Below are 26,749 nucleotides of genomic sequence, written 5' to 3' on the forward strand. Positions count from 1 at the left end.
GGGTTTTTTTTGTGTGGGGGGGCATTTTTTTTTTTTTTTTTTTTTTGGGGGAAAATTTTTTTTTCTTGGAGGGGGGGGGGGGAGCGGTTTTTTTTTTTTTTTGGTGTGGCCCCCCCCCAAAAAAGAGGTTTTTTTTTTGGGGGGGGGGGGGGGGCCAAAAAAAAAAAATATTTTTGGGAGTTTTTTTTTAAGAAAAAAAAGGGGGGGGGGGGAAAAAAACCCCCCCCCCCCCTTTTAAAAAAAAACAAGGGGGGGGGGGGGGGTAAAAAATTTTTTTTTTTTTTTTTTTTTTTTTTTTTTTTTTTTTTTTTTTTTTTTTTTTTTTTTTTTTTTTTTAATTTTTAAGAAGGAATTATGCTTTTTTTGTCGAATATAGTACTTTAACAGATAATAATGTAAAAAACAAAACAGTTAACTATTTATATTGTATATCTTTGCTTTTGTAAGTAAGTTATAACTTGAAAACAACTAAAAAAATTTATATTGTCTTTTTCTCAAAAAAAAAAACGAAAATAATCATCCAAATTACATTAGATGATAAATCCCGGCCCGATGACCAAGAACTGCATATAAGGCTGACTTAAAGCAGACGAGTTTGTCAAACAAAACAAAGCCCAATATTGTTTGACCCCCATTCAATTTGTTTTTAAACATTTATCAAGATAATAAGGGCGAGAAAAGTGGATATCCACGTTCCCTGCAAGCTTTGATTTTTCGAGTTTTACCACAATAAGGACAACGGAAGATGGCAATTTTAGAATAATAAGTTTTGGAGTTAATAGATAATAGTCGCTTGGAGCTTACAAGGAGGTAGAAGATATCTTTGAATATAAAGTATCCATTAATATTCATTGGGGTGCCTAACACGCGGGGGTGTTTTTATGAAAATAGAATTAAGTGATATTTTGAAGAAAATGGGGGTTATTGTAGAAATTTCGGATGATGAAATGATTGTAACCTTAAAAAAAACCCTTTTTTCTTCTTGGGATAATGTAGATATTCATGAATTTTTAAATATACTGGAAAGCGATCTTCGTAAGAATGGAATTATAGTGAGTGTAGATAAAAGTGCATTAATTAACGTATATACCCAAAATAAAAAAGAAGCAGTAATAGCAAGAGGAATACCATATAAAAGTGGCAGGGATGGTTATCTGGAATTTATTATAAAAACCGATAAACCGAGAATTCTTTATACCGAAACATTCTCTGAAGAAGATATATTTAAGATGGCAAGTATACCCTTTGCAAGAAAAGGTGATGTTATCGGAAAACTACATAAACCCATAAAAGGTGAAAATGGAATTAGCGTAAGAGGTAGAATTATACATGCACCGCCTGTAAGAGACGTTGAAGTAAAAATTCTCAGCGATTCCATAGTTTTTAAAGAAGATGAAGATAAGATAGTTGCGATAGCTGACATAAGGCCGGTTGTACATAAAAAAGACGAAAATGATAAATTTGTATATTTTTTTAATTCTATTCCCATGTTAATTTACGAAGGAAGTATCACGAAGAATTCAAGGTCTGTAACATTCGATGGTGACATTATAATAAACGGAAATGTTGAAAAAGGTAATCAAATAATTGCTTCAGGAAATGTTCAGATACTTGGTTCAGTTTACGAATCAGTAGTTCAGGGAGGGCAAAATATTATTATCCATGGCGGAATTGTTGATAGCCAGTTACATGCCGGTTTTTTACCAGGAAACATTTTTGATAAAATAGAACTTCACGCCGTAAATCTTATTGTTGAGAAATTATCGGCAATTTTTGTCCATATTAAAGAACTACCAACGGTTATGAATAATTCCAGACATTTAAGCGAGAAAATCAAATTAATCGAAACCTTAAAAGAAGAGTTAAAAACATCATCAAGAGAAATAAGTATGATACGTAGTTCAAATGTACTTCAAAATCTTCTGGAGCATTTAAAAAGTCTCGTTAAAACGCTCAACAACATTTTGGATTACGATATTATTGGTCTTATAAAACATTTAAATTCATTAAAAGAAATTTATGAAAAAATCCTCTTCATATCAAGGATTTTAGCCGAGGAACATGAAAACAAGGGGCGTATACTTGCAAAATGGGTTCATGACAGCAAAATTTATGCTATGAAGGACGTAATTATAACCTCAGAAGCAGGTTGTTATAACACAAAAATTTCTACAAATGGTTCAGTTTCCATTAATGGTAAGGTTAAAATGAGCACGATCGAATTTGACAAAAATATCTTTGTAAAAGAAGCCGGATCGCACGGCGTCGGCAGTTACGTATTATTAAAGGGAAGTAAAAATTCAATAGTAAAAATCCTTTACGGCTATGAAGGAGTCGAATTATACTTTGATAAAATAGGCTACAAATTAAAAAATGGTGAAAAAATAAAATTATATTTAGACAAAGATGAAAAAGTCGTTGAAGACATTATTTAAAGAATAGTTGTCCAGAAAGGAGAAATTAATGGCGAATGAAGGAGAAGTTACCTAGTCAGAAGAAAAATAAGAGTTTTATTGAAGAATCAAAGAAATCAATTGCTTATCTTCAGAAGAGAGAAGAATTTTTAAGCAGAATTTTTGAAAACGAGCAGATGCTTATAGTAGTCTGGGCATTGGATGGTAGAGTAGTTTGGTTCAACAGATATACCCAGGCTGTAATTGGTATAGCGGTTGAAGAACAAACAGAGAGGATAGATGTAAGTTCAATAATTCCCAGGGACACGATAAGTCGTATAAAAGAAAATTTGGACGACATTGGATATAAAGGTATTCATTACAAATGTGAAAATCCGATGGTTTTGAAGGATGGCAGACAAATTTATATTATGTGGCATAACAGTATTATTTGGGATGATGAAGGAAACAGGTATGTTGTTTCAACTGGTATAGACATTACAGACCTAAAGAATGCTGAAAGGAGACTTGAAGAAGCAAATAATAACCTTGTTGCTTTAAACGAGGAATTGATGGCTCAACAGGAAGAGCTCTCTGCAATGAATGAAGAACTTATGGCCCGGGAAGAAGAGTTGAGGCAGAACTTAATTGAAATACAAAGGCAGCAGGAAGAATTGAAAAGAAGTGAAGAACGCTACAGACTGGTAGTTGAAGGAGCAAGCGATGGACTATGGGACTGGGATTTGATAACGGATACGGCATACATATCCGAGAGGTGGAAGGATATCATTGGCTTTGATAAAGAAGTAATAAGCAACTACCGTGAAACATGGACTAAATTCATCCATCCCAGAGATGTTAAAACCGTCATTAATAATCTACGTAATCATCTTGAGAAAAAGACACCATTTTATTTATGCGAATACAGGATCAAAACAAAAGACGGTAGATATATTTGGATTCTAAGCAGGGGAAAGGCATTGTGGGATGAAGATGGCAGAGCCATAAGAATGGCAGGGTCACACACGGATATTACTGAGCGGAAACAGATGGAAAGCAAGTTAAAATACATGGCATTCTATGATCCTTTAACTGGCCTCCCTCGCCGGGAGATTTTTATGGATAGGCTCAAAATTGCCATGGCAGATGCAAAAAGGAATGGGAAGAAACTTGCAGTGTTTTTTGTCGACCTTGATAATTTCAAAACAATCAACGACTCCCTGGGACATCATATAGGTGACAGGCTATTGAAAAAGATTGCCAAGAAACTGAAGGCGTGTCTGCGTGAATCAGATACGGTATCCAGAGTGGGCGGTGATGAGTTTGTCATTTTGTTACCTGACATAATTGATATGGACGATACGAATAAGGTTGCAAACAGAATATTGGAACTTTTCAACCAACCGATAAAGTTCAATAATCATGAATTGCATGTCACTATTAGCATAGGTATTGCCATATATCCTGACCATGGAAAAAATGAAAGAGTTATAGTCAAAAATGCAGATATAGCAATGTACAGGGCTAAAAGAGATGGAAAAAATGGTTTTCAATATTTTGACAGCATTACGAGAAAAGAAGTCGAAGTTGCCAGCACAATAAGAAGAGATTTAAGGTTGGCTTTGGAAAAAGGTCAGTTCTTTTTGTGCTATCAGCCTCTTGTTGATATAAGGACTGGTAAAGTGACGAGTATGGAGGCACTGTTGAGGTGGCAGCATCCTAAAAAAGGACTGATCAGTCCCATTCATTTTATTCCGATTGCTGAAGAGACACGACAAATAATATCTATAGGTGAATGGGTGTTAAGGGCAGCCTGCAGGCAAATGAAAGAATGGCTTAATATGGGGTATTCTGGCTTTAATGTTTCGGTGAATGTTTCAGTGCATCAGCTGCAGCAGCCTGATTTTGCAAAAGTTGTGTTTGATATACTAAACGAGATTGAACTTGAACCGAGATATTTGGAACTGGAGATTACTGAAACCATCCTTATAGAAGCAATGGAAACGGTGGTTAGAAATCTTTATCGCTTGAAAGAGGTAGGGGTCAAAATAATAATAGATGATTTCGGAACGGAAAATAGTTCTTTCAAATACCTCCAAAAATTTACGGTTGATGGTTTGAAAATTGACAGGTCATTTGTGAGCGAGATAAAGGTAGAGGTAAATAAGGCTATTGTCGATGCGATTATTTTCTTGGGGCACAGGATGAAACTCGGCGTAACTGCCGAAGGTGTGGAAACAAAAGAACAGCTTGATTGTCTTATAGAGAGCGGGTGCGACAAAGTTCAAGGTTATTATTTCAGCAAACCGTTGCCTCCGGACGAGGCCATTCGAATGGTTCAGAAAGAATCCAATTACTTCATCTTTAATGCTTGGAGAAATAGAATATAAAAGGACATATTACAAGTCAAGAGAAGATGGGATGGAGTAGAAAAGGATTAAAGCTGATGGCAAAATTAAGAGTGTTTAGTAAAATTTTTAAGGCAATAAAATATGAAAATATAATATAAAATACCAATAGAAACAAGCACACGGTGAAAGCCATGATTTAAGATATTTCAGGAGTTGTTTATAAAAATTATCCTACAGTATCTTGACACTATCTTTGATAAAAAAGTACTTGAAATCAAAATAAAAATGTGCTATTATAAAATCAACATGAAAATTTAATAGTGTGTGAATGAAACAAAGGCGTTTCATCCTGTATTTTAGAGGTGGCGCCTTTGTTTTGTTTTTAATATTTGTATTTTAATTAATTATCAATTTATTATGTTAATTTATAAAAATTTAAGAGGAGGAAATTACTATGGCACAAAACACTCTAAGCGACATTTTTGGTTCAAATGTTTTTAACGATTCTGTCATGAGAGAACGCCTTCCAAAGGCAACATACAAAGCTTTAAGAAAAACAATCGATGAGGGAATTCCATTAGAACCAGCAGTTGCTGAAGTTGTAGCAAATGCAATGAAAGATTGGGCAATTGAGAAAGGAGCAACTCATTTTACTCATTGGTTCCAGCCATTAACTGGAATTACTGCTGAAAAGCGGGATTCTTTCATTTCTCCTACTCAAGATGGTAGGGTAATAACTGAATTTTCTGGAAAAGAATTAATTAAAGGCGAGCCTGATGCTTCTTCGTTTCCATCAGGTGGTTTAAGGGCTACCTTTGAAGCAAGAGGATATACAGCATGGGATTGTACATCGCCCGCTTTTATAAAAGATAATACGCTATATATCCCCACCGCTTTCTGTTCGTATACAGGCGAAGCGCTAGATTTAAAAATACCCTTACTGCGTTCTATGGAAGCTTTATCAAAACAAGCTCTTCGAGTATTAAGATTATTTGGTAATACTACAGCAAAAAAGGTTATTACAACCGTAGGACCTGAACAGGAATATTTCTTAATTGACAAAAAGATGTATGATAAGCGTAAAGATCTTATACTTACAGGAAGAACTCTATTTGGTGCTAAATCACCAAAAGGTCAAGAAATGGAAGATCATTATTTTGCTTCTATCAAAGAAAGAATATCAGCATTTATGAAAGATCTAGATGAAGAATTGTGGAAATTAGGAATTCCTGCTAAAACTAAGCATAATGAAGTTGCTCCTGCTCAGCATGAACTCGCTACAGTATACAATACAGCTAATATTGCATCAGATCATAATCAATTAACAATGGAGCTAATGAAAAAAATTGCTTTAAGACATGGACTTGTATGCCTTTTGCATGAAAAACCTTTTGCAGGAGTCAATGGTTCCGGTAAACACATTAATTGGTCAATGAGCACCGATGATGGTCAAAATCTCTTAGATCCGGGACATACACCCCACGAAAATGCACAATTTTTAGTATTCCTGTGTGCTGTAATCAAAGCTATCGATGAATACGCTGATTTGGTCAGAGTAGCTGCTGCAACACCAGGAAATGACCATCGTCTTGGTGCTAATGAAGCACCGCCCGCAATTGTATCAGTCTTCCTTGGCGAACAGCTTACGGATATTCTTGAACAAATCGAAAATGGTGGTGCAACAACTTCAAAACAAGGAGGAGTACTAAAAGTAGGTGTATCAACTCTTCCTGCACTACCAAAGGATTCAACAGATAGAAACAGAACATCTCCATTCGCATTTACAGGAAATAAATTTGAATTTAGAATGGTTGGTTCTTCTTCATCAATTGCAACTGCTAATTTTATATTAAACACCATTGTTGCTGAAAGTCTATCCCAGATTGCGGATAGGTTGGAAAAGGCCACAAATTTTGATGAAGAAGTGCAACTGTTGCTTAAGGAAATTGTAAAGAAGCACAAAAGAATTATATTTAATGGGAATGGTTATTCAGAAGAATGGGTAAAAGAGGCAGAAAAAAGAGGACTTCCAAATATTCGATCAACAGTTGAAGCTATTCCTGCTTTAATTAAAGAGAAGAATGTCAAACTCATGGAAAAACACGGTGTTTTAAGCAAAGTTGAGCTTGAATCGCGATATGAGATTTCTCTTGAAAATTATATAAAAACAATTAATATTGAAGCTCTGACAATGTTGGATATAGCAAAACGTCAAATACTCCCAGCTATAATAAATTTTGCCACAAAAATCGCAGAATCAATAAATTCTGTAAGAGCAACAGGTCTAAATGTTGATATAAGTGCACAAACCGAATTGTTAGAAGAAGTTTCTTCGCTAATGAGTGAATTTAAGAAAAACATCTCTGAACTTGAAAATGCAGTTAATGAAGCTTCAAATATGAATAGTGATTCTTATAGCAAGGCTTGTTATTACAGAGATGTAATATTTACAAAAATGGGCATTTTAAGAGAAATCGGCGATAAACTGGAAACAATCGTAGATGCAGAATTGTGGCCACTACCAACATATGCCGATATGTTATTTAACATTTAACTTTTTACAGTGACTATTAATATTTTAAAGTACAAATGACAAAGGCAAAGAAAAGCAATTATAATTAAAGTAACAAGCAGATAAAAAAAGGCAAAGGCGCCTTTAGAAAAAGGCTGTCTTTGCCTTTTTTAATCATTAACCTTTAATTATTTAAATTTCCATCAAGTTATAAAGAAATATTATCTCCTAAAAAACCTTTTTAAAACATGTAGATCGTTTTATCACATCAAAACAATTCAAATTTGAAAAGAGGGGCGCAAGTAGGTGTATTTAATGATTTATAAGTCTTCTTAAAATTTAATTCAATTATGAGGAGGTTTTTAAAAATGATTAAGGTAAAGAAAGTATTTTTAAGCTTTATGATTCTCATTTTTGTAATAACAGGTGGAATCTGTACTGCAAAAGCAGCAGACCAAATTACACCAGAAAAAGTTGCAACAGCTATTGACAATGTTTGGGTACTTGTAACAGCTTTCCTGGTATTCTTCATGCAAGCAGGTTTTGCAATGGTTGAAGCGGGGTTCACAAGAGCAAAGAATGCAAGCAACATTGTTATGAAAAACCTAATGGACTTTGCAATTGGTTCGGTTGTGTTCTGGTTAATAGGATTTGCAATAATGTTCGGAAAAGATGCAAGTGGCTTTATTGGCACATCAGGATTTTTCTTCAGTGATTCATTTGAACATTTAGAGCTTTCAATTCCTATGACGTCCTTTTTAATTTTCCAGACAGTATTTGCAGCAACAGCCGCAACAATTGTATCTGGTGCTATGGCTGAAAGAACAAAATTTATAGCATACTGTATTTACAGTGCTGTAATTTCACTTATCATATATCCAGTTGTTGGTCATTGGGCATGGGGGGGTGGATGGCTGAGCAAATTAGGATTTATCGACTTTGCAGGCTCCACTGTTGTTCACTCAGTAGGTGGCTGGGCGGCGCTGATTGGTGCAGCAATGCTTGGGCCAAGAATAGGAAAATATACCAAAGACGGTAAGGTCAACGCGATTCCAGGACACAGCATAACCTTGGCAGCGCTGGGTACATTTATATTGTGGTTTGGTTGGTTTGGATTCAACCCAGGCTCAACACTATCAGGTATGAATGGCAAAATTGGCGATATTGCTGTCAATACCAACTTGGCAGCTGCGATGGGAGCAAACTTAGCAATGATATACACATGGCTAAAGTACAAAAAGCCTGATGTCAGCATGACACTAAACGGAGCTTTGGCTGGGCTTGTTGCAATTACAGCAGGGTGTGCGTCGGTGAGCACATGGGGTGCTGCAATAATAGGTGGGCTTGCTGGAATCTTGGTTGTTATATCTGTTGAGTTTATTGATAAAAAGCTCAAGATAGACGATCCTGTTGGTGCAATATCGGTACATGGAGTTTGCGGTGCGTTTGGGACATTGATGGTTGGGCTTTTCGCAACAGAAGGAGGGCTGTTCTATGGTGGAGGGATAAAGCAATTTTTGGTCCAACTTGCCGGGGTTGCTTCAACATTTGTATGGACTACTGTGACAGCGTTTATTCTCTTTGCGATAATCAAACTCACAGTCGGTTTGCGAGTTTCCGAAGAGGAAGAGGTAGAAGGTCTGGATGTTGCAGAACATGGTGCGACAGCTTATGGTGACTTTGTAACGAAGTCTGAGGCAGTAAACTAAGTTTGGTGGTTTTGTGATAAATTTTATTTGAAAAGGGTGAAGGTCAATGAAAAAGATTGAGTGTATTATCAGACCTGAAAAGCTTGAAGAGGTAAAGGATGCTTTAAATCAACTTGGGATAAAGGGCATGACAGTCTCACAAGTAATGGGCTGCGGTCTTCAAAAGGGAAAGACAGAATATTACAGAGGTGTTGAAATTAATATAAACCTCTTGCCAAAGATAAAAATTGAGTTAATTATAAAAGACTCAGAGGTTGATAGGATTGTGGATACAATCATCAAAGTTGCCCGCTCAGGTAAAATAGGCGATGGTAAGATATTTATATACAATGTTGAAGATGCTGTCAGAATCAGAACTGGCGAAAAAGGTGAAAGCGCAATTTAAAGTTTGGGGGAGCCATACTTACAATTAGGCAATAGCAGGCATCCAAAACACCACACAAATGAAAGATAGTCTGTCTTGCCTCTTGCACCCCTCTAAAAATGTCTATTTATGAAAAGTCACGCAAATCCTCAGAATCTGTACTTGATCAAATATTACTAGCTCAAGCTACTTAAAAATCGAATCTGAACCATATGAAAGAATGGAAGAAAGGCAAGACTATCGTAATGGCTACTATTCAAGAAATAGGCTCTTTTATTGGCATTAATGAAGATGGTGGCTAACGAAATATTTACACGAAAAGCTGAAGAAATCACTTATAAACTCTGTGATACTGAATTTTCAAAATCTACAATTTCTGAGCTTTGTAAAAGTCTTGACCCTATTGTTTAACAAAGGAGAGGAGATAATGCAAGTTTTAATTATCCAACATGTAAGTCAGGAAGGACCAGGCCTTATAGCTGAAATTTTTTCGAAGAAAGGATGGAAGTTAGATATTCGCGTAATGAATCAACCTGGAGCTATTTTACCTAAAACGGTGGCTGACTATAATGCTGTGATAATATTGGGAGGTCCAATGGGAGCATACGAAGAAGAAAAGTACCCATATCTTTATCAAGTACAAGAACTTATACGCGATGCGATAGAAAGACGAATACCAGTATTAGGAATATGTTTGGGAGGGCAGCTTATTGCCAGGGCGTTGGGAGCAACAGTTAAACCTAACCCGGTAAAAGAAATTGGGTGGTATAAAATACATTTGACAAAAGCAGGGGGAAAGGCCTTTCTTTTTCAGGATTTGCCAGAAGAGTTTTGGGCTTTTCAATGGCATGGAGATACTTTTGAACTGCCTGAAGGGGCTGTTCTCCTTGCAGAAGGTGAAACTTGTACTAACCAGGCTTTTGCTTATCAGGATTGTGCCTGGGCTTTACAATTTCACCCAGAAGTTACACCTATAATCGTTAGTTATTGGACTGAGATTTATCAAGAAGAACTTATAGAGTTTGCTGGACCAGGAGCAGTGGCTCAACTTAAAGAGGAGACAAAAAGGCTGTGGGAAAAGAATCAGGAAGTTTTTTCCCGTTTTTGGGCGAATTTTTGCCGACTTTTGGATGTTTAGGGAGAAGAACGAGAACAATAGAAAGAGCATTGCAGATATAAAAAAGCACCCCCACTTTTTATGCGTAGAAAGTGGGGGTGTTGTCATTCTACATATAAGTTACCTATGATGTTAAAGTATCTAACTGTTTTTTTTTGCCCACTACATTTAAGTGAAGAATTAACCTAAAAATAATTTATGAATTTTTCATATTAACGTATTGCAAAATTAATAAAATATATTATAATTAACATAACACTCGTAATTTAGGAGTGATAAGCATTTTGCCACAATTTGAGGACAATTTTAAACAGTAAACATTTTCGCTTGATGCAACTTTCAAAAAAAATATTGCATATAAAAATTTTTTAAGGGGGTTATAAAATGTTGAAGGAAGGTTATGTAAGAATACCTTCGGGATGTGCTATAAGTGGCATAATTGATCGCACTGGTCGTCTATTTTCGGGGCAATCTATAGCAGATTCCATCGCGACAATGCATGATAGATCAAATGGTCTTGGAGGTGGTTTTGCTGCATATGGCATTTATCCTGATTTTAAAGATTACTTTGCATTTCATATGTTTTATGATGATTTGATAGCTAAACAGGAAACAGAGAATATTTTAAAAGCAAATTATATAGTCGCTTTAGAAGAAAAAATACCCACACGAAAAACGGCACATATTAAAAATGCACCATTAATTTACAGATATTTTGCTATACCAAGGCCAGAGAAATTGAAATTATCAGAACTGGATGAAAATGAATTTACAATTAAATTTGTATTTAATATAAACAGTAACATACCAGGCGCATATGTTTTTTCTAGCGGGAAAAATATGGGAGTATTTAAAGCAGTAGGTTACCCAGAAGATGTTGCAAATTTTTATAAATTGGAATCTTACAAAGGATATATGTGGTTGGCTCACGGTAGATTTCCAACGAATACACCAGGATGGTGGGGTGGTGCACATCCTTTTAATCTGTTAAATATCTCTGTTGTTCACAATGGCGAGCTTTCTTCGTACGATACTAATCGTAAATATTTAGAAGAGTTTGGATATATTTGCACCTTGCAAACTGATACAGAAGTTGCGGCATACATTTTCGATCTTCTATTAAGAAGACATGGTTTACCAATAGAACTTGCATGCAAAGTAGTTGCATCGCCTTTGTGGAAGCAGGTTGAAAGGATGTCACCAAAAGAAAAATTTTATACACTAACCTGAAAATAATTTATGGGAGAGCACTCCTAAATGGTCCATTTTCAATGATAATAGCATATGAAGATGGCTTTATAGCAATAAACGATAGGATTAAACTAAGGCCACTTACTGCTGCAAAAAAAGGCGATATGATATATGTAGCCAGCGAAGAGTCAGCAATAAGGCAAGTATGCAAAAATCCTGAAAGCGTATGGATTCCTAGAGGTGGAGAACCTGTTATAGCTGAGCTCATACGTGACAACGAAAAAGAAATGTATTCTACAAAGGAGGTTACTGCATGAGTTTAAGCTACCTTACTCCAGAATTTAAAGTACTCAGAGATTACGATAAATGCATTAACTGTAAGGTTTGTATGAGACAGTGTTCATTTGAAGTTCACAGTTATGATGAACATCTAGATAAAATGATTTCAAATGATATGAATTGCGTAAATTGTCAAAGATGTGTCGTATTGTGTCCAACACAAGCTCTTACAATTATTAAACATCCTCAAACATTTAAAGAACATGCCAATTGGACTTACGATGCTATAAGAGATATATACAGACAGGCAGAAACAGGTGGAGTTCTTCTGTCATCCATGGGAAATGATAGGCCTTATCCTGTATATTGGGATAAAATGGTTATAAATGCAAGCCAAGTTACAAACCCCTCTATAGACCCACTAAGAGAACCTATGGAATTAAGGGTATATATAGGTAGGAAGCCTGACAAGATAGAAATAGACGAAAACCTTAATGTTAAAACAAAAATGCCTCCACAACTCAAACTTGAGACACCAATAATGTTTTCAGCAATGTCTTATGGTTCAATAAGTTACAATGCTCACGCAGCTTTGGCAAGAGCTGCTGAAGAGCTTGGGATACTTTATAATACTGGTGAAGGGGGGCTTCATAAGGACTTCCGGAAATATGGCAAAAACACAATTGTACAGGTAGCATCAGGACGTTTTGGTGTTGATAGAGAATACCTTAATACTGCGGCGGCTATTGAAATAAAAATTGGTCAGGGTGCAAAGCCTGGGATAGGTGGTCATCTACCCGGTGAAAAGGTGAGTGAGGACATCTCGGCAACAAGGATGATACCACCTGGAAGTGATGCTATATCTCCTGCACCGCATCACGATATCTATTCAATTGAAGACCTTGCGCAATTAATATATTCATTGAAGGAAGCTACCGATTATCAAAAACCTGTTGGTGTTAAAATTGCAGCAGTCAATAATGTGGCGGCAATAGCTTCGGGAATAGCAAGAGCTGGAGCAGATTATATAGCAATAGACGGATTTAGAGGCGGTACAGGGGCTGCTCCAAAGAGAATAAGGGATAACGTAGGAATTCCAATTGAATTTGCAATAGCTGCTGTAGATGCAAGACTCCGTTCTGAAGGTATAAGACATACAATATCTTTAGTTGCAGCGGGTAGTATTAGAAACAGTGCAGACATAGTCAAAGCAATAGCTCTTGGTGCAGATGCTGTTTACATTGCAACAGCTGCTTTGATTGCTTTGGGATGTCATATGTGCCAAAAATGCCATACTGGTAAATGCAATTGGGGAATTGCTACTCAAGATCCTAACCTTGTTAAAAGATTAAACCCAGAAATCGGATATAAACGTCTTGTTAACCTTGTTCAAGCATGGAGTCATGAAATAAAAGAGATGCTTGGTGGAATGGGTATAAATGATATTGAAAGTCTTAAAGGCAATAGGTTAATGCTTCGTGGCATAGGAATGACACAAAAGGAACTTGATATACTTGGCATTCTTGCTGCCGGCGAATAGGAGGTATATTTGTGAAAAAGGTTTATGTGAAAGAAGAAGTGTGTGTTGGATGTAGATTATGTGAAGTATACTGTATTACATCTCATTCAAAGTATAAAGATGTTTTAAAAGCATTTAAGTTGGAAACCCAGAGGCCGACACCACGAATTGTCATAGAAGAAAATAAATCCGTATCTTTTTCACTCCAGTGTCGGCATTGCAATGACGCTCCATGTGTTAAATCATGTATTACAGGAGCGATGCAAAAGGATCCGTCAACTGGTGTTGTAATTTGTGATACAGATAAATGTGTTGGATGCTGGACTTGCGTGCTTGTGTGTGAGTTTGGTGCAATTATAAGAGATGTAAATAATAAGGTTGCATCAAAATGTGACTTATGTGCTGAAGCGGGAGAGCCGGCTTGTGTCAAGAATTGTCCTAATGAGGCACTTGTCTATAGTGAAGGAGGCATTTCTGCATGAGAATAGTAATAATTGGTAATTCTGTTGCGATGGTAGGTGCAGTAGAGGCAATAAGAAAATATGATACAAGTTCTGAAATAGTTGTTATTTCGGATGAAACATATCACGTGTATTCAAGGCCCCTTATATCTTATTATCTTGGGAATTTAGTGTCTGAGAACAAAATGATATATAGAGAGAAAGATTTTTATCGCAAAAATAAAGTAGAAACTATATTTGGTATTAAAGTTGTTTCTATTGATGAAAGAAAAAAAGAAGTGTATCTTGAAAACGGGGATAGCATAAGTTTTGACAAACTTCTCATTGCAACGGGCGGGAAACCTATAATACCTCCAGTAGAAGGATTAAACAAAAAAAATGTTCATACTTTTATTAAAATGGACGATGCTAAAAAATTAAAGGAAGCTGCCAAGCCGGGTTCAAAAGCTGTAATTGTAGGGGGTGGTCTCATCGGTTTCAAAGCAGCAGAAGGTCTTCACCATTTAGGGGTAGATGTAACAATAGTTGAACTTGCCGATAGAATTTTAAGTACAATTCTTGATACAGAAGGAGCATCTTTGGTATCTCAAAGTCTTCAGAATGACGGCATAAAAATAATTACGGGAACAACAGTGGATAAAATCATAGGAGATGAATATGTTAAAGGGGTTTTGCTCAAAAATGGGCAGGAATTAGAAGCCGACAATCTTATTATCGCGATAGGCGTTGTGCCAAACGTTGATGTTGTAAAAAACACATCAATTTCTATAAACCGTGGTATTTTAGTAGATAACACTATGAAAACAAGCGTTGAAGATGTGTATGCAGCAGGAGATGTAGCCGAAGGTTATGATATGCTTGTTGAGTCAAATAGGGTTGTGCCAATATGGCCAAATGCATACATGCAAGGGGAAATTGCAGGGCTTAGCATGATTGGCATAAATAAAAGTTTTAAAGGAATTTTCCCTATGAACTCAATAGGTTATAAAAATACAAATATGATAACAGCTGGTATAACAAATCCACAGCAGGAGGAATTTGAGATTATCTCTAAAATTGATCATAACAGGAGGTCTTATAAAAAATTTGTGGTAAAAGAAAATAGGTTAGTAGGATTTATATTAATTAATGATATTGATAGGGCTGGATTATTTACTGGGTTTATAAAAAATGAAACGGATATAACTCTATTTAAGAAATATCTTTTAAATGATGATTTTGGATTTATATATTTGCCAAAAGAATTAAGAAAGGCAAAAATGCTTGACCTGGAGGTGGTACGATGAAAACCATAAATGCGTCAGGAATTTATTATAGAGACCTTAATGAAATAATTAAAGAGTTAGTTCGTTCAGGTGAAGACATAATTAATTTAAAAAATGTCAATGGTCAGCGATATATAGGAGATAATTTATCTGGGACTACAAAAATAAATATCGAAGGTACACCTGGCAATGACATGGCGGCTTTTATGGACGGCCTTACAATAGAAGTTTTTGGTAATGGACAGGATGCAATAGGAAATACAATGAACGATGGGAATATTATTATACATGGACATGCAGGTGATGTCGTTGGTTACGGAATGAGGGGTGGATCTATCTATATAAAAGATAGTGTTGGTTATAGAGTTGGCATACACATGAAAGAATACAAAGATAAAGTTCCCGTAATAGTTATTGGAGGAAGTGCAGGAGATTTCTTTGGTGAATATATGGCAGGTGGATGTATGATTGTGCTAAACTTGAAAAATGATGAAAATATAGTTGGAGAATATTGTGGTACAGGTATGCATGGAGGAGTTATATATTTGAGAGGAGATGTAGAAGACTATAAACTTGGAAAAGAAGTTATTAAAGAAAAGATAGATGACAAAGATTACGCGTTTATCCAAAAGTATGTTAAAAATTTTTGTCAATATTTTGATTATGATTTTCAAAAGATTATGAATCATTCTTTTGTCAAATTGCATCCGATAGGCAAAAGACCCTATGGAAATATGTATGCATAAAAGACGGGGAAGACCCCGTCCCTTACTTTTTTGACATGACCTTTTTCCTATAGCCATAATCTTTTGCAATTGGTCTGCCTATGCTATTTATTTTACCAGTAATACAGCTAAAGCAATGAGCGGGAGTGTCATTTATACAGATTTTGCCTGGATATAATGCGTACAATTTTCTGTATTCCCCTTCTGTAACATTTGGCATTACAACATTTGCTCCACTACGAAGTGCTATCAACCTTCCATTAACATTTAGGGTTTCCATTGCTGTAGTTGCCGGAATATTAATATCAGGCATCAAAAGCCTTGTTATGGCCATAACTTTTAAACTGAGTTCAAATGTGCCTCCCTTTTCATTTTTTAATGGTGTATCGGGATTCGGGATAAATGGACCAACCCCTATCATATCAGCATCAATTTCTTTAAAAAATAGAATGTCATCTGCAATGGATTCTATAGTTTGTCCAGGAAGTCCTATGAGACATCCAGTTCCAACTTCGTAACCTAATTCTTTTAAATCTTTAAGACACCTTTTTCTATTTTCATGACTCATATTAGGATCGAGTTTTTCATAAAGTTCTTTATCCGTTGTTTCTATTCTTAACAAATATCTATCTGCTCCAGCTTCTTTATATGCCTTATATTCTTCTCTTGTTTTTTCGCCTATACTTAGAGTTATTGCAATATCGAGTTGTTTTATGGATTTTATGATTTTAGTCATCCTTTCAACATTGAAAAAATCATCTTCGCCAGACTGCAATACTACAGTTCTATATCCTAAATTGCGGGCATTTTTGGCAAAATTAATTATCTGTTCTGGCTTTAATCTATAACGTTTTATATTTTTGTTATCTCTTCTTAGACCACAATATAAGCAATTTTGCTTACATATATTAGAAAATTCAATAAGTCCTCTTAAATGCACTTCATCTCCCACATATTTTTTTCTTACTCTATCCGCGGCTTTAAATAATTCATCGTTATATTGATCGTCCTTTAAAAGCTCAACTATTTCATTCTTTGAGAGAGTGTGTGTTTCTTCAGCTTTTTTTATTAGTTCTAACAAAAAGTTCACCTACCTCAATAAATTTAAACTTCAAATTGGCAAATAAAATTATTAAAAAGATAGCAAAGTTTTTTGTGGCTAAATAAAAATGAGTAATTTTTTAAAATATGCGTGAAAGTACCGTATTTCTCTAATATTAGTTGTTAAAGCTAAAAACATTGATAGAAGGAGAAACCTTTACGATATGAGTTTAACATTTAATGCTCTAAAAGAAAAGATGTTTTTAAAATATATTTGTTATCGTCAATATATCCATTCACATTACTTTAATGTTGTGATATGGTGTTATTATATTATTGTAGATACTTTAACTCGAACAGGTTAAAATAAAAATATAAAGAGAGAAAGTGTCACAAAATGCCAAGAGGTCAAAGAAAATATAGTGAAGAGTTCAAAAACACTATAGTAGAGTTGAAGCTTGGTATAATAGAAAAAGACTACATAGCAGTATAGGGTATATAACTCCGCAACAATTTGAGGATTTGATTAAAAAATCTGCATAAAAATTTCGAGTTTTTGTGTCTACCATATTGACATAAATCCACGTCTTTATCTTTGCCATATTTTATAAAACGAATGAGTATTATTGCATTTTGGACACTTTAATGATACAATGTTTTGCATGAGGACTTCATCCTTTCTGGGGGGTATTTTGTTTTTCCTGCATAACATTGCACCAGAAAGAATTGAAGTCATCAATTTTCATTTAAGTTTGCAAAACGGTTTGTCTGTGGAGGAGTAATTTTTATGTCCAACTTCGTTCGTAACATGAAAGATTTTATAGGAAAGATTGACAAGATATTTATTTTACTTGTTTTTTATTCGATAATTTTGTTATTTTTAGTAAAGATACTACCTACATTTTTTATTGCAATTCTGGCATTGTTTTTAATTATTGGCTCTGCTTTATATTGGGGATTAGTAGGTGGCATAGTATCACCAATTTTAGCCACTTTTATAAATATTATTTCTTTTTATGTTACAAAACAAGCAACAATCCGTAGCTTAATTGTAGGAAGCATAGCTTATTTTGCAATAGGAATATTGTTAGGCAGATTTGTAAATATTATTCGAAACCAAAGAGCTGAACTTCAAGAAAGTGAAGGTCGTTATAGAGATTTATTCGAAAAAGCCAACGATGCTATTTTCATCGTTAACTCAAAAGGAAAGATTCAAGATCTCAATCCAGCTGCTTGTAAATTATTAGGTTATACTCGAGATGAACTGCTGATAAAATCTTTAACTGATATTATTTCACCTGAAGATTTAGCTAAAAAACCAATCGACATCAATAGGGTTTTAAACGAAGAATCTATAACTGTTGAGAGAAATTTAAATACAAAAGAAGGGAAACAGGTTACGGTAGAGATAAATATTTCAAAGTTAGATAATGATTTTCTTTTAGGGATAGCTCATGATATAACCAAGATAAAAGAAGCTGAGAAACAAAAACTAAAACGGTTACATCTTTTAGAAATACTATACAATACAACTCAAAAGTTTTCAGAGAGTTTAAATTTAGAAAAGGTAGCGTATGAAATAACTCGAACATGTGTGGAAGATTTAGGAGCTTCTTTCGCTTGGATAGGACGTGCAGAGGCTGGTGGAAAAGTGACACTCTTATATCAATATCCGACCGAACATCCATATACTAAAGATTTAAATGTGCGTTGGGATGATGCTCTAGAGGGGCAAGTGCCCACAGGGGTTGCCATTAGAACTGGCATTCCACAGGTAATTGAAGATATTTCAGCCGATCAAAGGTTTGAGCCATGGCGAATGAAAGCTTTGACTGAAGCAGGGTTTATTACATCTGCTGCTTTTCCATTAACAACACGAGGACACACTTTTGGTTCTCTAAATATTTACAGTAACAAAAAGGTTTTTTGGTTTTGAAAAGGTGCAGCTTTTTCAGACATTTGCTCATCAAGCTGCTGCATCTTTAGAAAATGCCAACCTTTTTGAAAAAGCAACCAGACGCTTGCAGCATATTCAAGCTCTCAGGACAATCGATATGGCTATTACCGGAAGCATTGATCCACGCCTTACAATTCATATAGGTTTAGAACAGACTATGAAAGAATTAAATATTGATGCAGCTGCTGTTTTCAGGCTGAATTCTTATTTTCAAAAATTAGAATATATGGCTGGACAAGGATTTTATACTAATATGATTGAGAAAATCTTTCTCGATGTAGAAAAGAGCTTTGCAGGGCGTGCTATTTTGGAAAGAAAAACTTTTTATATACCTGACATTGAAAAAGTGAATGAAAATATATCTAAAGACTTTTTCCGATTGGAAGGCTTCAAGTCTTATTACGTTGTTCCACTTATTGCAAAAGGTCGTATATTAGGAGTATTAGAAGTTTTTCTGAGAAATCAACGCAATGTTACTGATGAATGGCAAGAATTTTTAGAAATATTAGCAGGGCAAATTGCAATTGCAATGGACAACGCTGAACTTTTTCATAATTTACAACAATCAAATTTGGAGCTTTTAAAAGCTTATGACGAAACAATAGAGGCTCTTTCCTATGCCCTTGATCTTAGAGATAAAGAAACTGAAGGGCACAGTAGACGCGTAACAGAATTGACTATTAGCATTGCTAAAGAAATGGGTATTCCTGAAGAAAAACTAATCCACATAAAACGTGGTGCCCTGTTACATGATATTGGTAAACTGGGTATACCGGACAGTATATTGCTAAAACCAGGGAAACTTTCAGATGAGGAGTGGGTAATAATGAAAATGCACCCTGTATATGCTTATCAGATGCTTTCTCAGATTGAATACTTACACCCAGCTTTGGATATACCTTATTGTCACCATGAAAAATGGGATGGTTCTGGTTATCCTCGTGGATTAAAAGAAAAAGAGATACCATTAGCAGCACGTATCTTTGCGATAGTTGATGTTTTTGATGCATTATCCAATGATCGCCCATACAGAAAAGCTTGGCAAATAGAGAAGGTTCTTGAATACATTCGTGAACAGAGTGGAAAGCATTTTGACCCTCAGATAGTGGATGTTTTTATTCATTTTGTAGAAGAGAAATTTATATCTAAATAAGAATATTAAATAAACGCTTATAAATCATTGGTGGATTTTGGGCTTACAAAACTTAAAAATCAAGATAGGAGGAACGGCTATGCATGATTTAATTGATGAAAAAGTGAGACGATACGAAAATTTGCTAAATGAAATGTGGACTGCATCTGAAAAGTACCTTGGTAAAGCTTCTGTTCAGCTTTTAGTAGAAAGAGTTGTGTGGGATCTTTCAGCAGAATATAAGGAAATAGAACTGCTTCACCTTGATGAAAATGGAATATCGTGTAAAGAAATATTAACCAGTTTAAAGGAAAACCAAGACTTCCCGGTAGATGAAATGTTCATGAAGTTTATTACAAGATACGTTGAAATTCTAAGCAGGTTGATCGGTAGTGAAAATGCAGAGAAAATTATGAAAATACTACGTGAAGAAATGAAAGATAATGGAGACAATTCATAAGGGGGCAAAGAAGATGGAAAGATTGAAAACGGGAGTTAAAAATCTTGATCGTATTCTTGGTGGAGGTATACCTCTATATTCGCTTAATATTGTTTCCGGTGCACCAGGTAGTGGAAAAACAATATTTGTTCAAAACATTATTTTTAATAGTGCAAGAAATGAACTTAAGAGTTTATACCTAACAACTATTTCAGAATCGCAATTTAAGATGGTAAGACATTTACAAGAATTTGAGTTTTTTTCTGACGAATTTTTTGGTGATAAGTTTATTTATGAAGACCTTGGAAGCGTTGCACGTAAACAAGGTTATGATAAGATTTTAGGGTATTTAACTGACATGGTGAAAAAGTATAAGCCTAATATAGTTGTGATTGATAGTTTTAAAGCTATAAGAGACCTATTCCCGGACGAAAAACTTTTAAGGTTTTTGTCTTTGATTTAGCTGCTGCTTTGTCAATATGGAAGGTTACTGTGTTTCTTATAGGCGAATATGAGGAGAAAGAACTAACCGTTTTGAGTGAATTTGCTATTGCAGATGGCATTTTTCATCTTTATGGACAGGAAGAAAAGAGATTTCAAAAAAGATATTTGCGAATCTTAAAAATGAGAGGAACTTCTTTTGAACAAGGCGAACATATGTTTGAAATAACTCCTGCAGGAATAGAAATATACCCAAGGATGAAACCGGTTGGTAAAGAACTTGAATATGAGGTCACAACAGAGAAAAAGAGATTTGGAATCAATGGTTTAGATGAAATGCTGGGCGGTGGATTGCCAGAAGGGACTATTACTATCCTTTCGGGCGGAACAGGTACAGGCAAAACTTTGTTTGCTCTCAAATTCTTACTTGAAGGAGCAGAAAAAGGTGAGAAGGGATTACTACTATCCTTTGAAGAACCTCTTGCTCAGCTTAAGAGAAACGCTTACTCGCTAGGATGGGAAATAGATAAATATTTGCAAGACGGTCGTTTGGATATTAGGTTTATTTCTCCAATAGAGCTAGATATAGATAAACATGCTTTTGAAATAATAGATATGATAGAAAAAAATAATGTAAACAGATTTGTTATCGATAGTATAACTTCTTTTGAAAGTAGTATAGTTGACCTACAGAAATATAAAGATTACATCTGGGCAATAGCACAAGAGTTAAAAAGGAGGAATATTACCACTATATTTACTGTACTTACTGAAAATCCATTTTCACCGTTAATGGTATCTAAAGCTCAATTATCATTTGCAGTAGATAATATAATCATCTTCAGATATGTAGAAAGCAATTCAAGCATTAAAAAAGCGGTTGGAGTTCTTAAAGCACGTGGCATCAATCATAGCCGTGACCTTAGGAAATATGAAATCACACCAAACGGAATAGATATCCTTGGAAAATTAAACGAAACTAATATGCTGAAATGAGGTGTACTTATATATGCCGACAAATCTTCTACTAAATATCTCATTGAAATATTGGCAAGATTTTCAAGATACTCTTGCCAAGGTGATGGGCACAAATATTTATATATTTGATGTAAATGGTAATCCTTTTTCTGAATTTAGCCAAAAAGTTGAAGTATGCCAAAATGTAAATAATGGAAATAAAATCTGCGATAAGGAATGTATCACTTTTTACAAAAACACTCTAACCTCTTTACAGGACAAAGGTGTATTTACCTGTCCTTATGGTGTTAGACTGTATGCTTATCGTTTAGGCACACATGTTCAAAAGATAGGCTTCCTCATTGTTACACCAAATGAGGGTGTAACTGAAGCAAATATTGAAAAAGAAAATACTTTTGCTGTTAAAGCTAATAACATTTATCAAACAATAAATGAGGTCCTTAGAGCCATCATTGAAAAGAACATCCTTGGATTACGTAGACTTGAATTAAACAGTATTTACGAAATTAGTCGTTTGTTAATTTCGACTGTAGAATTAGATAAGGTTTTAGAACTTATAATAAATTCCTTGATAATAATATACAGGCTCGAACTTGGTTTTATTGGTCTGCGAGAGGGTGATAAGATTAAGATAGCAAAGGCTAAAGGCGAGTACGGCCAACTTTTGGTTGGGAAGGAATGGTCGATGATTCAGCCAGTGATTGAGAAGATTTTTTCAAAAGTTGAACCATCATTTCTTGATATTGATGAATTAAAAACATTAACTGGTTTCACGAATTTGGAGATTGATGTTGAAAGTAAAACTATGATTTATCCCTTATGGACTTCTATTGGCGCTGTGGGCTTGCTAGGCATAATGTTTTCACCTGATTCTGTGGATGACAATGATAACAGAAATCTACAGATATATGTGAATTTTGCCGCAATAGCTTTGGCTAATGCAAAGATTGTAAGTCGCATAGAAAAAGAGGCTGAAACCGACTTTTTAACAGGTTTCTTCAATAAACGGGCGATCCGTAACATGTTGATTAGTGAACTTGAAAGGACAGTCAGGTATAGACTTCCTTTAGCAGTTATTTTCCTTGACATTGATAACTTTAAGACTTACAATGACACCTTTGGCCATGTGGCTGGCGATGTGATGCTGCAGAAGACGGCAGAGATAATAAAGAATTCTATAAGGACTGTGGATATTGCAGGACGTTTTGGCGGTGAGGAGTTTATAATTATTCTTCCGGGGACTGATGAAGAAGGTGCTGTTGCAGTTGCAGAGAGAATACGAAAAACCATAGAGAATTATCCTTTTCCTCATCGTAGGGTTACTGCAAGCTTGGGTATAACATTAGCAAAGAACAGTGACTCGGTTGAGTCCTTACTGGAGAGGGCAGATCGAGCATTGTATCAAGCAAAAAGAGAAGGAAAAAACCGCTGTTGCTTAGTTTTATCGTAGTTGTTATGTTATTTCAATTGTTTTAAAACGGCTTCGCACAAATATCTTTAAGACTTAGATAATGGTTCCCAGTTTAAGTCAAAGGAATTTAAAAAATTTTGCGAATCCCACGGTATTGCATGATCGAATACCTGTAAGATCACCGGTGAGAAATCCTAACATGGAGAGATTTTTCAGAACATTAAAGAAGGAATTTATAAAATTACATGAGTTTATTGGGTATGGCCTGTTTTTTAAAAAACTTGATGAGTTTATTGTAGAATACAACTGTATAAGGCCCCATCAATCACTAGGATATATGCTGCCGAGTAAGTTTTACGAAGAAATTCTACGAAATAATGCAAGCAGAGGAGTTTTAGTCCTTTGAGTCCAAATAAGCGAGGACCAGTATAACTCAAGCCTTGTTTTGCCCTAATCCAAACTCAGAGAACCAAGTGCGGTGTAAAATAAAAGCAAAAGAAGATTTTGTGTGGTAGTACTGTAACGTGAGAAGGCGGGTATAGCCATGTATATACTACACCTACCTCTGGTACAGCTACTGTAATTGTAGACTAGCAAACGTGAGACAAAAATATGTTAAAAGTCAGGGAAGCTTGATAATTTCAAGCCCCTGACTTTTAATATTATTAGTATACGCCGATTAATTAACATTCATTTAGCAGTAAAGGATGTCCTTATGATAATGCATGTATAGAATCCTTTCATACTTCTTTAAAGAAAGAATAAGTAAATATAGTTACTTACTATACTATAAGGATTTATAAATGGGGCAATAAAGGTAATAGATAAGAATAGATATTATAACTTGGGGTTGACCATTTTCTAAGATAGTGCTATAATTGTATACAGAGATTGTTATAAATTTAACAATAGGAGGTAATTAAAGTGTGGGAAACAAAAATAAATCCAAATAAGGTTTTTGAACTTCGCTGCAAAAACACGACTTATTTTGGAATAGGTAGTATAAAAAAGATAAAAGATATTCTAGAAGTTCTTAAAAACAAAGGTATCAACAATGTCATTCTTGTAACCGGTAAAGGTTCCTATAAAGCCAGTGGGGCCTGGGATGTGGTAAAACCGGCTCTTGAGACACTCGGATTCAAATATTCACTTTATGACAAAGTTGGGCCCAATCCTACTGTTGACATGATCGATGAGGCGGCCAAAATCGGCCGGGAAACCGGGGCAAAAGCTGTTATCGGCATTGGCGGTGGCAGCCCTATAGATACCGCGAAAAGTGTGGCTGTACTGCTGGAATACACTGATAAAAATGCAAGAGAACTTTATGAACAGAAATTCATACCTGAAAAAGCTGCTCCTATTATAGCTATAAACCTTACTCATGGTACTGGTACCGAAGTAGACAGATTTGCGGTGGCTACAATCCCAGAAAAAAATTATAAGCCTGCAATTGCTTATGATTGCCTGTATCCTATGTATGCCATAGATGACCCTTCCCTTATGACAAAGCTTGACAAAAGACAGACAATAGCGGTTACTATAGATGCTTTAAACCACGTTACCGAAGCTGCTACCACTCTTGTAGCGTCACCTTACAGCGTCCTAATGGCAAAAGAAACAGTGAGGCTGATAGTTCGTTACCTACCCGCTGCTGTAAATGACCCTGAAAACCTTGTGGCCAGATACTATTTGCTTTACGCTTCTGCTTTAGCTGGTATTTCTTTTGACAATGGCCTTTTGCACCTTACCCATGCGCTAGAGCATCCTCTGAGTGCAGTAAAACCCGAGATAGCTCATGGTCTTGGACTTGGTGCTATACTGCCTGCGGTGGTAAAGGCTATTTATCCATCTGTTGCAGAAGTTCTGGCTGAAGTATATAGTCCTATAGTGCCTGGGCTAAAAGGTCTGCCTGCTGAAGCAGAATATGTAGCTAAAAAGGTTGAAGAATGGCTCTTTAATGTAGGATGCACCCAAAAACTTTCGGACTTTGGATTCACAAAAGAGGATATTCCGACTCTGGTAAGGCTTGCTAAAACTACGCCTTCGCTGGACGGATTGCTTTCTAATGCACCAGTGGAAGCAACTGAAGCTGTTATTGCCAAGATTTATGAAGAATCTTTCTAAAATTTAATTTAAAAATTTCACAGCAAGCAGATAGACAATAGGCAATGAACAAGAACAGTATAGTTATTATTTTAACCATGTTGAAGGCAAAGAAATTTTAATCTTTGCAGACAGCGAAGGACAAACAATAGCACAACAAGTTCAAATAGGATATCTTTTTGATAAATAAGAAATGAAGACTGAGAAATTGAGGAGAGCCCTTAGCTTACAAAAATGAGCTAAGGGCAGTAATTTTATGTTTTTTTGTTAACACTTAAATTTTATCAGAAAAAGGGGAATTTATAACTTAACTCATTAAATATTGATATCATTTTCAAAATAATTGTTGAATTCTTTTGCGTTTGTGGTATAATTAGTTTAAGCAATTTACTTAAAACTAAATATGACAAGTGCTAGGGGAGCCAAAAAGTGGCTGAGAGGGGATTCGTTCCCGACCCTTTGAACCTGTCAGGGTAATGCCTGCGTAGGGAAGCATGCTTTTTAAAACATTTGTAAAAATGCTCACCTCACAGGTGGGCTTATTTTATTATTTGGAGGTGTTTTTATGAAATTAGCCCTTACTATTGCCGGCTCTGACTCTGGGGGAGGAGCAGGTATACAGGCAGATTTAAAGACTTTTTCAGCCCATGGAGTATACGGCATGAGTGTCATTACTTCAATAACAGCGCAAAATACAATGGGGGTTTTGGGAATTGAGGATATAAGTCCTGATATGGTGTATTTGCAGATGAAGGCAATTTTTGAGGATTTATATCCAGATGCAGTGAAGATAGGTATGGTGTCTAATGAAGACATAATTAAAATGGTTGCAAAAGGGTTAAAAGATTACAATGTAAAAAATATTGTGTTGGACCCTGTTATGATTTCAAAAAGTGGAAGCTATTTATTGAAGCCGGAAGCAGTGGAGGCTTTGAAAGAGGAACTGATTCCTTTAAGCCTTGTAGTTACGCCAAATCTTATGGAGGCAGGAGAGCTAATTGGAAGGGAAATCAAAAGTGTGTATGACATGAAAGAGGCAGCTAAAAGAATTTTAGATTTTGGTGCAAAAACAGTGGTGGTAAAAGGTGGACATCTTACAGGAGATGCTTTAGATGTATTTTTCGATGGAAAAGAGTTTTATGAAATTACATCAGAGAGAATCGATACTAAAAACACGCATGGTACAGGCTGCACATTTTCCTCAGCTATAGCTGCCAATATCGCTTTAGGCTATGATTTAGTTGAGTCAATAAAAAGAGCGAAGTCATACATTACAGGGGCTATAAAACATTCGTTGGCCATAGGGCATGGAGTAGGTCCCACTAACCATTTTTGGAATATAGAAATAAGGAAGGTGTGAG

At 35.5% G+C, this 26,749-nt stretch carries 21 protein-coding genes, 2 pseudogenes and 1 riboswitch; of the genes and pseudogenes, 22 read left to right on the forward strand and 1 reads right to left on the reverse strand.

Going from position 1 to position 26,749, the window contains the following annotated elements:
- From THESIDRAFT1_RS13515 to THESIDRAFT1_RS08215, 13 genes and pseudogenes are all read left to right on the forward strand, one after another.
- Positions 1-345 (forward strand): hypothetical protein (locus tag THESIDRAFT1_RS13515; protein WP_208854054.1); only part of this gene is annotated, 345 nt, incomplete at its 5' end.
- A gap of 536 nt (positions 346-881) precedes the next feature.
- Positions 882-2,435 (forward strand): FapA family protein, encoded by a 1,554-nt coding sequence (locus tag THESIDRAFT1_RS08165; RefSeq protein WP_006570065.1) that lies wholly within the window; start codon positions 882-884, stop codon positions 2,433-2,435.
- A 35-nt stretch (positions 2,436-2,470) separates the two neighbouring features.
- Complete coding sequence (locus THESIDRAFT1_RS08170; protein WP_006570066.1) at positions 2,471-4,783, forward strand: bifunctional diguanylate cyclase/phosphodiesterase; 2,313 nt, start codon at positions 2,471-2,473, stop codon at positions 4,781-4,783.
- Between the two features lie 415 nt (positions 4,784-5,198).
- On the forward strand, positions 5,199-7,298 hold the full coding sequence (locus THESIDRAFT1_RS08175; protein WP_006570067.1) for a glutamine synthetase III family protein: 2,100 nt from the start codon (positions 5,199-5,201) through the stop codon (positions 7,296-7,298).
- 326 nt (positions 7,299-7,624) lie between these two features.
- On the forward strand, positions 7,625-8,965 hold the full coding sequence (locus THESIDRAFT1_RS08180) for an ammonium transporter (RefSeq protein ID WP_006570068.1): 1,341 nt from the start codon (positions 7,625-7,627) through the stop codon (positions 8,963-8,965).
- A gap of 46 nt (positions 8,966-9,011) precedes the next feature.
- On the forward strand, positions 9,012-9,350 hold the full coding sequence (locus tag THESIDRAFT1_RS08185; RefSeq protein WP_006570069.1) for a P-II family nitrogen regulator: 339 nt from the start codon (positions 9,012-9,014) through the stop codon (positions 9,348-9,350).
- A gap of 131 nt (positions 9,351-9,481) precedes the next feature.
- Positions 9,482-9,737 (forward strand): annotated as a pseudogene (locus THESIDRAFT1_RS13260) (transposase); the annotation flags it as partial.
- 19 nt (positions 9,738-9,756) lie between these two features.
- A complete protein-coding gene (locus THESIDRAFT1_RS08190) occupies positions 9,757-10,467 on the forward strand; it encodes a type 1 glutamine amidotransferase (RefSeq protein ID WP_006570070.1) in 711 nt (236 codons plus the stop codon).
- 363 nt (positions 10,468-10,830) lie between these two features.
- Positions 10,831-11,954: pseudogene (locus THESIDRAFT1_RS08195) on the forward strand (class II glutamine amidotransferase).
- A complete protein-coding gene (locus tag THESIDRAFT1_RS08200; protein ID WP_004397460.1) occupies positions 11,951-13,456 on the forward strand; it encodes a glutamate synthase-related protein in 1,506 nt (501 codons plus the stop codon). The pseudogene THESIDRAFT1_RS08195 and the gene THESIDRAFT1_RS08200 overlap by 4 nt, the downstream one beginning before the upstream one ends.
- Before the next feature lie 11 nt (positions 13,457-13,467).
- Positions 13,468-13,917 carry a 4Fe-4S dicluster domain-containing protein gene (locus THESIDRAFT1_RS08205; RefSeq protein WP_006570072.1) on the forward strand — a complete coding sequence of 150 codons (450 nt, stop codon included), beginning with the start codon at positions 13,468-13,470 and terminating at the stop codon, positions 13,915-13,917.
- Complete coding sequence (locus tag THESIDRAFT1_RS08210; RefSeq protein ID WP_006570073.1) at positions 13,914-15,182, forward strand: NAD(P)/FAD-dependent oxidoreductase; 1,269 nt, start codon at positions 13,914-13,916, stop codon at positions 15,180-15,182. The genes THESIDRAFT1_RS08205 and THESIDRAFT1_RS08210 overlap by 4 nt, the downstream gene beginning before the upstream one ends.
- On the forward strand, positions 15,179-15,907 hold the full coding sequence (locus tag THESIDRAFT1_RS08215; protein ID WP_006570074.1) for a GltB/FmdC/FwdC-like GXGXG domain-containing protein: 729 nt from the start codon (positions 15,179-15,181) through the stop codon (positions 15,905-15,907). The genes THESIDRAFT1_RS08210 and THESIDRAFT1_RS08215 overlap by 4 nt, the downstream gene beginning before the upstream one ends.
- A 22-nt stretch (positions 15,908-15,929) precedes the next feature.
- Here THESIDRAFT1_RS08215 and hydE read toward each other — a convergent pair whose 3' ends face one another.
- Positions 15,930-16,967: a [FeFe] hydrogenase H-cluster radical SAM maturase HydE gene (hydE, locus tag THESIDRAFT1_RS08220; protein WP_003870576.1), complete on the reverse strand. Its 1,038-nt coding sequence runs from the start codon at positions 16,965-16,967 to the stop codon at positions 15,930-15,932.
- A gap of 747 nt (positions 16,968-17,714) precedes the next feature.
- On the opposite strand from hydE, the gene THESIDRAFT1_RS08225 reads away from it, so the two are divergent.
- From THESIDRAFT1_RS08225 to thiD, 9 genes are all read left to right on the forward strand, one after another.
- Positions 17,715-18,863: a PAS domain-containing protein gene (locus THESIDRAFT1_RS08225; RefSeq protein WP_006570075.1), complete on the forward strand. Its 1,149-nt coding sequence runs from the start codon at positions 17,715-17,717 to the stop codon at positions 18,861-18,863.
- Positions 18,864-18,867: 4 nt separating this feature from the next.
- A complete protein-coding gene (locus THESIDRAFT1_RS08230; RefSeq protein WP_006570076.1) occupies positions 18,868-20,037 on the forward strand; it encodes an HD-GYP domain-containing protein in 1,170 nt (389 codons plus the stop codon).
- A 79-nt stretch (positions 20,038-20,116) separates the two neighbouring features.
- Positions 20,117-20,476: a hypothetical protein gene (locus THESIDRAFT1_RS08235; protein WP_006570077.1), complete on the forward strand. Its 360-nt coding sequence runs from the start codon at positions 20,117-20,119 to the stop codon at positions 20,474-20,476.
- A gap of 13 nt (positions 20,477-20,489) precedes the next feature.
- On the forward strand, positions 20,490-20,918 hold the full coding sequence (locus THESIDRAFT1_RS13520; protein WP_006570078.1) for an RAD55 family ATPase: 429 nt from the start codon (positions 20,490-20,492) through the stop codon (positions 20,916-20,918).
- A gap of 29 nt (positions 20,919-20,947) precedes the next feature.
- Entirely contained in the window at positions 20,948-21,892 is a 945-nt protein-coding gene (locus THESIDRAFT1_RS08240) for an ATPase domain-containing protein (RefSeq protein ID WP_006570079.1), read from the forward strand.
- A gap of 13 nt (positions 21,893-21,905) precedes the next feature.
- Positions 21,906-23,324: a diguanylate cyclase gene (locus THESIDRAFT1_RS08245; RefSeq protein ID WP_006570080.1), complete on the forward strand. Its 1,419-nt coding sequence runs from the start codon at positions 21,906-21,908 to the stop codon at positions 23,322-23,324.
- Between the two features lie 61 nt (positions 23,325-23,385).
- The gene (locus tag THESIDRAFT1_RS14955) at positions 23,386-23,691 is read left to right on the forward strand and encodes an integrase core domain-containing protein (RefSeq protein ID WP_083837420.1); all 306 of its coding nucleotides are present in this window, start codon (positions 23,386-23,388) and stop codon (positions 23,689-23,691) included.
- 518 nt (positions 23,692-24,209) lie between these two features.
- Positions 24,210-25,409: an iron-containing alcohol dehydrogenase gene (locus THESIDRAFT1_RS08255; protein WP_006570081.1), complete on the forward strand. Its 1,200-nt coding sequence runs from the start codon at positions 24,210-24,212 to the stop codon at positions 25,407-25,409.
- A 384-nt stretch (positions 25,410-25,793) separates the two neighbouring features.
- A riboswitch (TPP riboswitch) is annotated at positions 25,794-25,896 on the forward strand.
- A gap of 57 nt (positions 25,897-25,953) precedes the next feature.
- The gene (gene thiD / locus THESIDRAFT1_RS08260; RefSeq protein ID WP_006570082.1) at positions 25,954-26,748 is read left to right on the forward strand and encodes a bifunctional hydroxymethylpyrimidine kinase/phosphomethylpyrimidine kinase; all 795 of its coding nucleotides are present in this window, start codon (positions 25,954-25,956) and stop codon (positions 26,746-26,748) included.
- Position 26,749 lies beyond the last annotated feature (1 nt).

The sequence above is a fragment of the Thermoanaerobacter siderophilus SR4 genome (assembly GCF_000262445.1).
GTDB lineage: Bacteria > Bacillota > Thermoanaerobacteria > Thermoanaerobacterales > Thermoanaerobacteraceae > Thermoanaerobacter > Thermoanaerobacter ethanolicus.